The following is a 13426-nucleotide window of genomic DNA, read 5'->3' on the forward strand; positions in this document are numbered from 1 at the left end:
AACGATTGGAAATCGTTGAAAATATTGAAAAAAGCACCACCTTTCATGCATGAAGGCAGTGCTTTTTTTGCAAGCTTGATTATTTGGATTCGACGAGGATCAGCTCGATGACTTCCTTATGACTCTTCCCTTGATCATCCGTCCAGGTAATCGTCAGGACGGGGTTGCTAGTGAAAAATTGCTGGATATCAGCATCGTACAAGCCGTCCTTGAACTCTTGCTGATAAGTATCCGAATGGGGGATATCCTCAAAAATCTTGATCGGACCATGGTCGAATTCGGGGTTTTTCAGGTTGCCTCCGCGGCCCCCGTTTTTTAACTCGATCTCATAATTCACATGCTGGATCTGATGCGTGGATCGCTGGTCCAGCTTCCCGATAAAAATGGCCCCCACGTCTTTATCCGGCACGACATCCAGGACGATCTGCCAGTTGGCGGAATTACCTTCGTATTTATGCGACCAGGTCTGCATCGAGCATGCCGTGAGAAGGAACGAGATGCATAAGAAGAGCCAGAGGTTATGGGGTTTGGACATGGGAACGCCTCCAATCTTGCCGTAGGTCTCGCTCCATTTTCCATTATATAGAAGGTTCGGTCAATCCCTCTCCCTTTTTCAGACCGCGTTATTTCCGAAGAACAAAACCATCAATACGCCCCCCGTCGATGTCATATGCTTCATACGCTAATGCATTCTCTTGGATCCGAATGCCGGCAAACATGGGCTTGCCGTTTTGCAGATGAACGCGATGATAGAACTGATCGTCTTTTTTCTTATTTAATTTCCTGCCTGATGCATTCGTAACGACGTATACCGTCCCTGTTCCCTCTTCTGTGATTTGATTGCCTTTCAATGGATGCGAACGGGAATATTCATGATTATGTCCTTGCAGCACGAGGTCGACGCCAAATTCATCGAAAAGCGGGACCCAATGCTCCACGATGGATTTTTTCTGCTTGCCTCCGTATGGCCCTTGATGCAAGGCGACAATGATCCATGGCTGATTCGTAGCAGCCAAATCCGCTCTCAGCCATTCCGCTTGTTTTTTCACTTTTGACTCAGTGTTGAGGAAAACAAAGTGAACCGGTCCGTAATCGAACGAATAGCTCGTACCGGGATTTGCGCTTTTTTCTCCATTCTCGGGCAGGTTGAAATGGGAAAGAAACAGTTCTGCCTTGCCGTCTATTTCATCGTGGTTGCCGGTAACAGGCATGAGGGCGGAGCTGCGCAACCACGGCTCGGCATGACGAAAGAAGGAATACCAGGCGCTTTCGTCCTCGGGATCTTCTGTCAAATCGCCGTTATGGATGATAAACTTCGCATCCGGGAAGGTATCAAATGCCTTGCCAAGCGTTTGTCCCCAAAGCTTGAAATCATCATCGGTGATGCCTTGCGAATCGGTGACATTGATGAAGGTAAACTCCTTCGTTCCCCTTGCCTCAGTCTCGAATTCTGCTGGCTGGCTCCAGCCGTTCTTCTCCCCGTTTCCCACCCGATAAGAATAGCGGGTGCCCGGTGCCAGATCGGTAGCCTCCACCTTGTGAACCCCTTGCAGGACCCCATCCTTTAATCGGATCTGAGAAGTCTTCCCGTAAAAAGTCATGACATCCTTCCCGTCAAAGCTCGTAACCCCGGACCCTGGAGCAAGCTGGAGTACAGTAGCCGCATCGGGGCTCTTTGTATGCCAGGTAAAAGCACGGCTCGTCTGCGGATTGCCTTTAAAATTCGTCACGACAGAGTGAGGAGCAAGGGACGAGGGTGATGGACTGCCCTGAATCCACTGTTTGATGGCAATGGCCAGGACGATGATTATCAGCACAGCACCAATCAAGAGATAAACCTTCATCTTGTCCATAATGACTCCTTTCTGTTGCAGGCAAGAAAACATCCCGCCCTCACATTTGTTTGTGAAAACGGGATGTCCATGCCAATCATTCTATTATTTCGCTTGAATCACACCTGCTTCAAGCAGCTCGTTGACATTCAACGATTTTTCGTACGGTACCTCGAGCTTGCCTTCGTTGACCATTTTGATCACTTCATCACGGTACGGGCTCTCGAGATCGATGCCGATAATTTCCCAGTTGTTGTCTACTTCAGGAGAAATCTCTTTTTGCTCCTGGATATATTCTACCAGATAATCGCGAATGCTGCGCGGAGATTCCCAATCGCGGTTCGCGCTTACCATTTTGAAAGCCTTCAATGCACTGCTGTAGCGATAGTTATTGACTGCCAGAGTGAGTTCCTCGGTATCAGACAATGGCTTGCCTTTATACATCACGTCTACGATTCGCTCACCTGCTGGTTTGGACAAATCGATTTTGTAATCCACACCGGCAAACATATCATACAGGTATCCCGGCACTTCCGGATCGAAGCTGATCGAGATGTCTCCTTCTTTCCACTGATTGTAGTGCTTGGCGGACCATTCCATGTAGTTCTTCAACTCAGCTCCAGTGACCTTGACGGTATAGAGCGTGTTGTCGAATTTGTAGATGTCAAAGATGTTCGCATAAGTAATATTGCCTTGCTTCAGATCAGAGGTGTCTTTAAAGAGAGCCGCTGCGGATACATCTGCGCCAGTCGCTTTCAACTGAACTTTGTTGATCAAATCTACGACTGCTGTATCCCGCAGTTTGCCTTCCGGAATGCCGTTGATTTCGTTGACAGGCTGGAAGTCGGCTGTCGCGATTCCGAAGAGACCGCCCGAAGCACCTGCTTCGCCAGCGCCACCGCCGCCAGCGATGAATTGAATTGTCGCTTCATGCGCTTCTTTAATCAGATCGCGTATGGCTGGGTCTGGCTCGTAGCTTGCCATGTCTACCACTTCTACCTTGCGATCCACTACCTTCGCTTGACCCGCTTCTTGTTTCACTTCAAGATCAAAGCGAACCACATCGCGGCCGAGGTTGCGCGGGCCGCCGACAACAGTTTGGCCGATTTTCTCGTTCACAATAATATGCATATGACCGACGAGAAGAGCATCCAGCTCGGGAACCATCTCCACGATTTTGGAAGCCGCATCCGATCCGCCATCTTCATCAAATTCTGCAACCAAACCTGAATGAGCGCTGGCGATGAGGACATCGACTTTTTCTACCTCTCTCAGCTCTTTTGCATATTTCTTAACGGTTTCGCCCATGTGTTGGAAAGAGAGGCTGTCTACCTTCTCGCCATCCCAGCGCGGAATGTTCGGAGTGGTAACGCCGATGATGCCCACCTTGATTCCGTCTACATCGACGATTGTATACGGCTTGACGAACTGTTCGCCTTGCTTCGTGGTCGTGTTGGCACTCAGAACAGGGAATGTCAGTTCCTTTTGCATGCGATCAATCAAATCAAGTCCAAAATTAAATTCATGATTGCCCAAAACCATGGCATTGTAGTTCATCGCATTCATCGCAACCGATACAGGATGAGTCACTTCCGGTTTTTTTCTGTAAATGTCATCCGTCAAAATATTCCCTTGATAGGTATCGCCGTTATCGATGAGCAGCACATGGGGAGAGGATTCCTTCACTTCTTTGACATAGGTGGAAATTCTCGCCAAGCCGTTGTTGGCTGTCTCTTTGCTGTCCTCGTATGTATAGCCCCAGAGATTTCCATGAACATCCGAGGTTCCGAGGATTGTGATCGTTGTGCTTGCGGCTTCCGGTTTTTCAGCTGGCGCTGGAGTAGCAGCAGGTACAGGGGCTGGGGCTGGGTTCTCAACTGGCTTCGCTGCAGCAGATGGAGCCGGTATTGCTGGTTTTACGGGTTGGGCTGCCTGGACAGGCTTCTCGGATGCAACCGCTGCTGCGCCCTCAGGCAATTGCAGCTTTTGACCGATTCTCAAGAAATTTACATCTGGCAGCTTATTGAGTTTTTGCATTTCAGCGACGGTTGTTCCATGGTTTCGAGAGATCCGCCACAGGTTGTCGCCTTTCTTTACCGTATACGTTTGGGCAGCGGCAGTACTCGCCAGCATGGTGGTGAAAAGCAGCACAAACGCAACGAAGAGTCTCAAGTGCTTTCCTTGCTTCATGATTACCTCCTCTAGAAACGTATTTTTCCTGCATTTTCTATTTTAATTTTATTGTCGAAAATTGTCTAAATAAAAAAACGACATTTCTGCCGTTTCCGCGTTGATTATTCGCCTTCCACAAACGTGATTTTTTTCATCAATTTTCTGATTCCTCGCGGCAAAAAATAGGCGGAAGGAAAGGCCAGCGCAAATGCAATCGGCCATGCTGTCAGCCATTTCGTTAGAAGGAGGGAGCTGAACCCGAAGTTGATGAGCATCATGACGAAAGAAATGAAGCATGACATCCCCAAAGCCATAAAAAAAGTAAACAGCACATGTTCGTATTTTTTCTTGATTTTCAAACCAATCACCCTATTCGCATATATGGATTCGCAGATCGCTGCGTTTACGTAGTTGTAAATAACTCGTAGCTTACTGGAAACCAAGGAAGGCGTCAACCTTTTAAGTGTATTCGAAAAGCCCTGGACAGGTGCTCGAGCATTTTTTGGGGAATCTTAATAGGAGTGCCAGATGATAAACCTTTAGCGGAAAGAAGTGATAAGCTTGGCAAAGCTGACCCCGTATTTTTATTCGCAGGACGCAAAAGCACAGGCACAATTCTATGTGGATGCATTGGGTGGGGAAATCGGCCACTACATGACATATGGTCAAGCCCCCGGTACCGATGAAGCCATGAAGGACAAAATCATTCACATGGTTTTTACTGCGGCAGGAGTGAATTTCTATATCGCGGATACCATGCACGAGTCTTTGGGACACAGCAGCGGATATGATCTCAACCTCGAATTCGCAGCAGAGGAAGATGCCAGGCAGGCATTCACCAGGCTTGCAGAAGGCGGCAACGTGATCATGCCGCTGGAAAAGCAATTCTGGGGCAGCCTGTTTGGCCGCTTGGAGGACAAGTTCGGGATCAAGTGGCAAATCAGCACAGAAGGCAATGGGCAACAGGGGTAAAATAAATGAAAAGCTCCCCCTCATGGTTGAAGGGGAGCTTTTCTTATGTTAGGAAATTTTCACCAAGCTGTAGTTTTTCTTTCCTTTGCGGATGATGATAAACCGTCCGCCAATAGCCAGGTCCGCCGTCACTTCCAGCTCCAGGTCGCTGATGCGCTCTCCATTCACATAGATCGCGCCTTTGGTCAGATCCTCGCGCGCTTGTCGCTTGGATGGCTCGATTCCGACCTCTACCAGCCAGTCGACGATATTTTTGGATTCCTTGGAAGCCTCGAATGTCGGCATGTCTTTAAAGCCTTGTTCGATCTCATCGGCAGTCAGCGATTTGATGTCGCCGCTGAACAAAGCAGCCGTAATCCGTTGCGCCTGCTCCAGCATCTCCTCGCCGTGTACGAATCGGGTCATTTCCTCAGCCAGCTTTTTCTGCGCTTCGCGTTTATGCGGCTCTGTCTCCACTTTTTGTGCCAGCTCGTCAATTTCCTCTTTGCTCAGGAACGTGAAGTATTTCAGGTATTTCACCACATCGCGGTCGTCGGTGTTCGCCCAGAACTGGTAGAACTCGAATGGCGTTGTTTTGTTCGGGTCGAGCCAGATCGCTCCACCGGCCGTTTTCCCGAATTTCGTCCCGTCCGCTTTGAGCATCAGCGGAATGGTCAGCCCGAACGCTTTTGCCTCCGGTCCTTCTTTTTTGCGGATCAGATCGAGGCCGCTTGTAATATTGCCCCATTGGTCGGAGCCGCCGATCTGCAGTTGTACGTCTTCATTTCTGTACAGATGCAGGTAATCCAGGGACTGCAGGATTTGATACGAGAACTCGGTAAAGGAAATGCCGCTCTCCAGCCTGCTTGCGACAACATCCTTGGCAAGCATCGCATTAATGCTGAAGTTCTTGCCGTAATCACGTAAAAATTCGATAACATTGATTTTATGGGTCCAATCGTAATTGTTGACCAAGCGGATCTGGTTGTCGCCTTCCGTCACGAACAGCTTTTTCATCTGCGCGGTCAGCGCATCCACGTTCGCCTGGACTTGTTCCAGCGTTTGCAAGGAACGCTCGGTTTGACGGCCGCTCGGATCGCCAATGGTCCCCGTTGCTCCTCCGATCAGAATGACGGGCCGATGTCCGGCAAGCTGGAAGCGCTTGAGCACCATGAATGGAATCAGGTGACCAATATGCATGCTGTCACCGGTTGGGTCCACCCCACAGTATACCGAAATCGATTTCTGCTCCGTCAATTCGCGAAGGCCTTCCGCATCTGTCTGTTGATTGATGGCGTCGCGCCACTCCAATTCGTCGATAATGTTCATTGCCAAACCACTCCCTCAATTCAAAAGTTGTGCTAGTAGAATCATGATTGCGCGTTGAAAAAATAAAAAATCGCCCCTTGTCTTAGACATAGGGACGATTGCATAACCGCGTTACCACCCAGATTGCACCAATGGCCGTTGTGCAATTGCACGCCATGATGCCGCTCTTAAGCGAGGTATCGTTCGCCATTCCGCTCAGCATTACCCGAGATACTCCAGAGTGTAATTCGCCAGCTTGCGTGTGTACCGGGTTCCATCAACCCCCGGCTTTCTAGAACAGGGACGAAGCGGCTACTGGTCTCTTTCAACGTATGTCGCATATTCGATTTCAGATTCTTAGAGATAGGATAGTGAATTCCCTCCCCAATGTCAACCTCTCTCGAAAAATGTTGGCGGAGGGCATTCAACCCCCCAACGAATTTGAATGCCGTATTTATGTCAGGTTGGCAGCCTACACCAAAGAACCTAGATCGGCTGCCATTTGATGAACGGGTTTTTTCACTGATCGATCGAGGTGGTACAAAAAAGAAGGCCGCGGCTGTTCCGTTACGAGCTTGTGGACCAATCCGTTGCCGTTCAGCTCGTCCAATCTTGTGGACAGCATGCGCGGCGTCACCTGTTGCAGAGCAAGGCGAATCTCTTGAAACCGTTCGTACTCAAAATCGAGTGCGAGCAGGATCGGAATATTCCAGGCTTTCGCGGACAAACGGCCAAATCCGATCTCCTCTTCCGCTGCTTGAACCACTTTGGCCGCCTCGCGATACAATCTGCCTTTCTCCGTCAGCACATATTCCGGAAGCAAAGGATGGCGGCGCTCGAAAGGAGATAGATGCTGGATCAAGCCTGCTTCGACCATCCGTTTCAAGTTATCGCTCAGACGAGCCGGTGTGATGCCAAGATTCTTCTGGAGCGGCGTAAAGCGGCCGCCGCAGGATTCCAGAGTGAGCAGCACAGGCACGGTCCACTGACCGGATATTTCTTGGGATAACCGCAGGACGCGATCTACTGCAATCAAAGCGGGGCCAGTGTCTCCGCAAGCATCAGGTTATGCCCATCAGGATCAGTGAATGTGGCCAATTTAACCATGTCTGGGATCGTTTCGACTCCACCGACAAACGGGACGCCTTGCTGCTGCAAATGCTGCATCGCTTCCTCAATGTTGATGACTTCAAAGACAGTCGAGGATGTGGAAGGAATAACCGCTTCGGCTTCGGAAAACCCGATCACACAATCAGGGGTATTTGTACTAACCATCGCCATACCGGATGCGACATCGTGAAAAATCGTCTCAAAACCAAGCTTCTCCGTGTAGAACGCAATTGTAGCATCCAACCTGGAAACGTTGTACCAAACAGTAACTCCGGACTTATACATAGCGCACCCCCAGATATTTATATCGAAATTATACTAAGTATCTTTTCGATAGTAAAGGATTTTGTTGGAAAAATAAAAAACGGCCAAACGATTCGGCCGTCTAATTCAATCGATGCACCATCTCATACTTATTCCCGCAAGGATCTTCAAAATAAACCGCATAATAGGTCGGACTTATCGGAAATAACCGTGGACCGTCGTTAATGGTTCCGCCGCATTCCTGGACCAGCTTCGCAATCTGATCCACTTCAGCCTGATCCTTCGCCCAAAAGCCGATCAAATTGGAATTAGGTTGATGCTCCTTGTCTTCCGTGATTGCAAAATAAGGCACGTCAGGCAGTTTTCCTTCCGCGGCGAACACCCTCCAATTGGCGCTGTGAAACGTTTGAGTAAATCCCAATTCGGGCAGAAGCTTTTCATAAAAAGGCATTACACGCTGCAAATCATGTACGCGAAGATCAATATGGCTGAACTTATTCATATGTCATCTTCCCTCCTCTTCTTCATTGCCAGCATCACTTGTTTTTTGCCGCATCGTATTCAATACCGTCTCCCAATGCTGCTTCATTTGTTCCCGTGTATCCTGGTTGTCCAGATTCTCCTGATGAAAGCTGATCGTGGTTCGGTCCGGCTTGTCGGATAACAGGCGGATTTGCAGCGTGGAAGGTTTCTCCCATTCCTTCTTTCCCCACCTCAAGCGAAGTTGGCGGTACGGTTTTACTACCCTGAATTCCCCCGTGATTCCCTCCACGCATGTAAAGGTTTCCCCCTCCGAAATGGCAAGGGACGGTACGCTTCCGATCCATAATTTTACCCCTTCGTAAGACGTGAGAAATGCCCACGCCCGTTCAGGAGTGATCGGAAGCGTCCTGCGAACACCGGCCTGGAAGCCCGCCGCGGCTGTCTTGCCAACGATCTTGCCTGATTCAAAATGCTGTTTTTGGTTCATCGTCCACACCTCGCCTCTAGACGTTTGTTAGCACTCACTACCTGATCATTCTAAAAATGCTGGGGTTAAAGCTCTAACGAATAATTCAACACTCGACTTGATAAAATCATGCATCGGTATTTTGGTAATCGTTGACGCACCAAACAACTGCGACATGAACGCACCGTAATTCATCCACATGAAAGTAATCGCTTGCGTCTCTGCAGCGGTTGCAACCATTTTCTTCTTTTTCTGCATCTCAGTGAAATAATTCGTCAGCAGATCCAGCAGGATTCGGGGATGCTTCTGTGCTTTTTCGCGGATCTCAAACAATTCATCATCCTTCAATACGATGAGGAACAATTTTCGATTACGCTCCATGATTTCAAAATACATGTGGCTTATCATCAGTAAATCCGTACGTAAATCCCAGATGATTTTCTCTTGAAACACATTGGTCATTTCTATCGAATAATGATAGTGGTCTACTGCCTTTTCCAGCAGATTCTGCTTGCTCCCAAAATTGCGGAATAAGGTCATCTCACTGACGCCTGCCGCTGCTGCGATCTCCTTTGTGGAAACACCTTTGTATCCTTTTTCCGCCATCAAATCGATTGCTGCCAGCATCAATTTGTTTTTATTGTCCACATCCTCGCCTTCCCTTCTACAAACCATGACGTTAGTTAGTACACACTAACATTCCTTGCTAAGAGAATACCGTTATTTACCAGGCAAGTCAATATGCTTTTCCTGGAGTTTCTATGGAAATAGCAATAAAAACGGGATAAACCCGAAACAAAACCTATCTCTCCATCGTATTCACTCTAGTAGGATACAAAATTTTACAATGGAATCGAGGTGCAAGAAAAGATGGAAAGCATCTCTATTGTCCCCTACCGTCCCGAACTCGCCGCCGCAGTAGCCGATATGTGGAATGCCAGCCGGGATAGCTGGGGAGGCGGCAATTCGATTACGACAGCCGAACAGATCCGACAGGAAGAAGCAAGCTCCGATGCCCTCGCTGTCTATCTGGCGATGGACGGCGAAGCAGTGGTTGGCTATTGCAGCCTGGCAGAGTACAGGGAGGACACCGGGGCCTTATACATCCCGCTCCTGAATGTACGGCCAGAATACCACGGCAAAAAGGTGGGACGCATGCTGCTCGGGCGCGTGCTGGAGCAAACGGTTCAGCTTGGCTGGCCGCGGCTTGACCTCTACACCTGGGCCGGGAACACGAAGGCTGTACCGCTCTATAAGAAATTCGGCTTTTTCTGGGAAGACCGGGACGATTCCACCCATCTGATGAACATGATTCCCACGGTTTTGCGTACGGAAGCGATCGCTTCCTATTTTGAGGAGCTTGACTGGTATCGGGACTCGACGCGGGAGATTGTGGTGGAACCGGACGGACGCAAGGAAAACGGATTTGATTACTTCACCTACTCGTGGGAAAAAGGAGATAGGAGCCTGCGCGTGGAGTTTGAGCGCAGAGGCCGAGGCATGCGCCTCATCGAGACGGAGAATTACCTGTTGTCTGTCGAGGTAGAGAAGCTGGACCTGGTGTTCGGCCGGGAATACCAGATACACTACCGGATTGTCAACAAATCAGGCAAGCCGTTGCACCTCTCTTTGAAAGGGGAATCCAACGAAACAATCCGCTTTGACTATCAGCAGGAGCTGGAGGTTACGGGGGAAACGACGCTGTCAGCCAGTTTTTTCGTCGGTGAGATCAGCGAAGAGCAGAGCGTCTGGCGCACCCATCCCCGTGTCAGCACACAGATTCTCATTAATGGAAAAAGCGCGCTGTTTCAGGTGGGGATTCTTCCCAAGTTCCCCGCTTCCCTTTCCTTGCATGTACCTGGCCTGACCTACCCGGGACAGCAGGTGCGTTTTTATCTGGATGTGGAGAACAACTTCACCGAAGAAGCAGCATTTTCATTCGATTTGCCCTCACGTTCCTTTCTCCACATGAAAGAGCAGCCCCGCACACTCCGATTGCTCGGCAAAGAACGCATCTCCTACCCTCTAGTCGCTGAGCTCTATGAACATGGCTTCTACGAGACGGATCTTCGTGTGGAGGCAAAGCTGCAAAATGGCACCTCTGTCTCTTTTGTCAAAAAAATCGGTGCCGCCTTTACGGGACTGGGAGCCATGCTGTCGGGGGAAACGGAACAAGCCTGGGAGATTCACCATGGGCGACACTCCCTCTATTTGAACAAGGACGATAACGAGATTACCGTTGCCAGCGATTCCTGCCAGGAGCCGACCTATTTCAACTACCCCAAGATCGGCAGACCGTATTCCAGCGAGTTTTCCAAAAAGCGTGCCGAACGAGTAGAATTCATCCAGGAAAAGGGAGCCATTGGCATTCGCGCCACCTATCACTCCGGCGCTTATCCTCAAATCGCGCTGATTGGAAAAACACTGCTGTATGGAGACGGTACGGTCGTATACAACGTAGAGCTGGAAAATCTTTCAGCAGAGCGGACATCGCCGGAGCTTTGGCTGAATCAGGGCATTTCGCATCAGCTTCAACGCCCCATTCTGCCCTATCAAGGCCGCTATGTCGAGACACCATCCTCCTACGGGAGCGATACCGATTATTGGGATGGCGAATCCATCACGGAAAACTGGCTGTTTTCGAGGGACGAACCCGCGCCTTGGGGAATGTGCTGGCCTGAGGAGTACCGCCTCGATTTCCAAGGCTGGTACATCACGCTGGAAGACAACCTCGGCATTCTGCAGCCGCAAGAGAAAAAATCGTTCGGTCCTGTTTACCTTGCACATGGAGGCTTTACCGACTGGAAGGAGTTCCGTGCGTTCGCCCGACAAGAAGCACTTCCTGCAGAATTGTCCTTGACCGCCCATCTGGAGCTTGCAGCCAATGAACACAACCCGTTTGTCGCGGGCGAAGAATTTGGCGTGCTCGTCAAGGAGTACAAGCAGCAGTATCTGGAGGGAGAATTGACAGCTCGCCTGTCGAGTGAATCTCTTGCTGAACACACTCAGCGCTATACCGAGGACGAGGAGGCGACGGAATCCAGCTTCTCCTTTGCTGCCCCAAGAATTCCGTATGAAATCGTACAGGTAGAGGGGCATTTTGCTACACATGAAACCTCCTTGCGCAGCACCGTTTTTCCAGTTGGACAAGACAAGATGACGCTGGAAGTAACCGAGGAAGAGGGACAAACGGTCTACCTTGCCGACAATGGACCGTTGCGCATCAAAGCAGCGCCGGACTTTTTCCCTACGCTCTACTCCCTTGCCAGCAATGGACAGGAATGGCTAGCCAGCTCCTTTCCTGAGCGGAGGCCCCAATCATGGTGGAATCCGTGGACAGGGGGAATCAGCAACCATATTGAAGAACTGAGCGGGTTTTCACTGGTCAAAGAAGAGCGAACAGCCTCCTTCGTCGAGCTGACCGATAACAGGCAAAATACATGGCGGGGAATCAAGCTGAGCTACGATGTGAAAAAACAGGAAAAATATCGCGGGTTGACATGCCATCAGTATTACCTGCTGCTGCCCGGAGTGCCAGTCCTTTGCCATACGGTAGAGATCGTGCAAAATACCGGAACGTATTTTGCTGACAAGGGCTGGACGACTGACATCTTTTTGCATACAGGGGAGTCGGGCGAGAACGTCTGGTTGAAAACCACCGGAGCGAACAGCGAGGAGTTGACTTACCAACTGGCGCAGGGAGAGTTGAGCATTAGCGAAACCTCCGATTATCTGATTGGTTCGGCTTCTCGAAAAGACCGGATGCAGATCGTGACGGACCTGGATTCAGCTCAGATGCATACCTACTCCAACAAGGAAGTGGCTGTCGCCTCGATCGTGCGCAATCTGAATCTTGCAGACAAAGGCATCTCCTTTACCCCGCCCGTCTTTTTCCTGTTCGCGGACAAGATGATTCCTTCTGAATCCTTGTCTGCCTTGCGGGCGATTCGATTCACCAATCCATCGAAGGAGGGTACAGATTGAAGATTATTGATGCGCACATGCATTTGTCACATATCGAGGAGTTTAAACGGACAGCAGCAGAAAAGTCGTTTGTCGATTACTCGGTCGCAGGCATCCTGCAGGAATATGCCGAAAACGGGGTGGTGCTCGGCATCGGCATGGGGTTGACGGAGACGCAGCAGGACGGCTTTCCCGACGCGGAGGCTGTCACTCCGATGGGACTCGACTTGACCGACGAGCTTCCCCCACAGCTCGTCTACTGCCTGGGAATCAATCCGTTCAAGCTGGATGAAGCGGCGATGGCAAGACTCGAAGAAGACCTGCAAAAGCCCAATGCGGTCGGATTAAAAATCTACCTGGGCTACTATCCCTTCTACGCCTATGACAGCGTCTATGATCCGGTCTATAAGCTGGCCGCAAAATACCAGGTGCCGGTAGTCTTCCACACCGGTGATACGTATTCGGAGCGAGGGCTGTTGAAATACTCCCATCCGCTCACACTGGACGAGGTGGCCGTGAAGCATCGGGACGTTACCTTCATGATGGCCCATTTTGGCGACCCGTGGGTGCTGGATGGTGCGGAAGTGGTCTATAAAAACCGCAATATGTTTGCCGATCTATCCGGCTTGATGGTAGGCGATGCGGCCAATTGCCAGCGGCTGAAGGACTCACCGCTCTTTTTCGCCCATCTGCGCCACGCCATCACCTATTGTGATCATTACGACAAATTTTTGTTTGGAACGGATTGGCCCTTGGCTCCGGTGAAGCCGTACATCGAGTTCGTGAAAGAGCTGATCCCGGTGGAGCATCACGAGGATGTGTTTTACAAGACCGCATTGAAGGTGTTCCCCAAGATCAAGCCGTTGGTGGAGTAAAT

13 protein-coding genes and 1 other annotated feature are annotated in these 13426 nt (G+C 50.1%); of the genes, 3 read left to right on the forward strand and 10 right to left on the reverse strand.

Annotated elements, in window-relative coordinates:
- Positions 1-79: 79 nt before the first annotated feature.
- The 4 genes from T458_RS35375 to T458_RS35390 all read right to left on the reverse strand — a co-directional run bounded on the left by T458_RS35375 (position 80) and on the right by T458_RS35390 (position 4363).
- A complete protein-coding gene (locus T458_RS35375) occupies positions 80-535 on the reverse strand; it encodes a hypothetical protein (protein ID WP_023555754.1) in 456 nt (151 codons plus the stop codon).
- A gap of 88 nt (positions 536-623) precedes the next feature.
- On the reverse strand, positions 624-1853 hold the full coding sequence (locus tag T458_RS35380; RefSeq protein ID WP_023555755.1) for a purple acid phosphatase family protein: 1230 nt from the start codon (positions 1851-1853) through the stop codon (positions 624-626).
- Positions 1854-1937: 84 nt separating this feature from the next.
- Entirely contained in the window at positions 1938-4022 is a 2085-nt protein-coding gene (locus T458_RS35385) for a 5'-nucleotidase C-terminal domain-containing protein (protein ID WP_023555756.1), read from the reverse strand.
- A gap of 104 nt (positions 4023-4126) precedes the next feature.
- Positions 4127-4363, reverse strand: coding sequence for a DUF2798 domain-containing protein (locus T458_RS35390; RefSeq protein WP_023555757.1), 237 nt, complete (start codon positions 4361-4363; stop codon positions 4127-4129).
- Positions 4364-4565: 202 nt separating this feature from the next.
- On the opposite strand from T458_RS35390, the gene T458_RS35395 reads away from it, so the two are divergent.
- Positions 4566-4976: a VOC family protein gene (locus tag T458_RS35395; RefSeq protein WP_031305465.1), complete on the forward strand. Its 411-nt coding sequence runs from the start codon at positions 4566-4568 to the stop codon at positions 4974-4976.
- Between the two features lie 48 nt (positions 4977-5024).
- On the opposite strand, the gene tyrS is transcribed toward T458_RS35395, so the two are convergent.
- The 6 genes from tyrS to T458_RS35420 form a co-directional block, all read right to left on the reverse strand.
- A complete protein-coding gene (gene tyrS / locus T458_RS35400; RefSeq protein WP_023555759.1) occupies positions 5025-6284 on the reverse strand; it encodes a tyrosine--tRNA ligase in 1260 nt (419 codons plus the stop codon).
- Between the two features lie 87 nt (positions 6285-6371).
- Positions 6372-6601 (reverse strand) — a binding site (T-box leader).
- 134 nt (positions 6602-6735) lie between these two features.
- Positions 6736-7299 (reverse strand): winged helix-turn-helix transcriptional regulator, encoded by a 564-nt coding sequence (locus T458_RS0128495; RefSeq protein WP_031305466.1) that lies wholly within the window; start codon positions 7297-7299, stop codon positions 6736-6738.
- Entirely contained in the window at positions 7296-7658 is a 363-nt protein-coding gene (locus T458_RS35405) for a VOC family protein (RefSeq protein WP_023555760.1), read from the reverse strand. Before T458_RS35405 ends, T458_RS0128495 begins: the two co-directional genes overlap by 4 nt.
- Before the next feature lie 100 nt (positions 7659-7758).
- Entirely contained in the window at positions 7759-8139 is a 381-nt protein-coding gene (locus tag T458_RS35410; RefSeq protein ID WP_023555761.1) for a VOC family protein, read from the reverse strand.
- A gap of 3 nt (positions 8140-8142) precedes the next feature.
- Positions 8143-8607, reverse strand: a complete 465-nt coding sequence (locus T458_RS35415; RefSeq protein ID WP_023555762.1) for an SRPBCC family protein — start codon at positions 8605-8607, stop codon at positions 8143-8145.
- A 45-nt stretch (positions 8608-8652) separates the two neighbouring features.
- Positions 8653-9261, reverse strand: a complete 609-nt coding sequence (locus T458_RS35420) for a TetR/AcrR family transcriptional regulator (protein ID WP_031305467.1) — start codon at positions 9259-9261, stop codon at positions 8653-8655.
- Positions 9262-9456: 195 nt separating this feature from the next.
- On the opposite strand from T458_RS35420, the gene T458_RS35425 reads away from it, so the two are divergent.
- Positions 9457-12570 carry a GNAT family N-acetyltransferase gene (locus T458_RS35425; protein WP_023555764.1) on the forward strand — a complete coding sequence of 1038 codons (3114 nt, stop codon included), beginning with the start codon at positions 9457-9459 and terminating at the stop codon, positions 12568-12570.
- Positions 12567-13424, forward strand: coding sequence for an amidohydrolase family protein (locus T458_RS35430; RefSeq protein WP_023555765.1), 858 nt, complete (start codon positions 12567-12569; stop codon positions 13422-13424). The genes T458_RS35425 and T458_RS35430 overlap by 4 nt, the downstream gene beginning before the upstream one ends.
- Positions 13425-13426: the final 2 nt, after the last annotated feature.

Origin of the sequence: Brevibacillus panacihumi W25 (assembly GCF_000503775.1) — a bacterium.
In the GTDB taxonomy this organism is placed as follows: Bacteria; Bacillota; Bacilli; order Brevibacillales; family Brevibacillaceae; genus Brevibacillus; species Brevibacillus panacihumi_A.

Coding starts and splice junctions, on each gene's coding strand:
- tyrS (WP_023555759.1), bottom strand. CDS start 6,284: ATGAACATTATCGACGAATTGGAGTGGCGCGACGCCATCAATCAACAG.
- T458_RS35420 (WP_031305467.1), bottom strand. CDS start 9,261: ATGGTTTGTAGAAGGGAAGGCGAGGATGTGGACAATAAAAACAAATTG.
- T458_RS35385 (WP_023555756.1), bottom strand. CDS start 4,022: ATGAAGCAAGGAAAGCACTTGAGACTCTTCGTTGCGTTTGTGCTGCTT.
- T458_RS35425 (WP_023555764.1), top strand. CDS start 9,457: ATGGAAAGCATCTCTATTGTCCCCTACCGTCCCGAACTCGCCGCCGCA.
- T458_RS35375 (WP_023555754.1), bottom strand. CDS start 535: ATGTCCAAACCCCATAACCTCTGGCTCTTCTTATGCATCTCGTTCCTT.
- T458_RS35415 (WP_023555762.1), bottom strand. CDS start 8,607: ATGAACCAAAAACAGCATTTTGAATCAGGCAAGATCGTTGGCAAGACA.
- T458_RS35405 (WP_023555760.1), bottom strand. CDS start 7,658: ATGTATAAGTCCGGAGTTACTGTTTGGTACAACGTTTCCAGGTTGGAT.
- T458_RS35410 (WP_023555761.1), bottom strand. CDS start 8,139: ATGAATAAGTTCAGCCATATTGATCTTCGCGTACATGATTTGCAGCGT.
- T458_RS35380 (WP_023555755.1), bottom strand. CDS start 1,853: ATGGACAAGATGAAGGTTTATCTCTTGATTGGTGCTGTGCTGATAATC.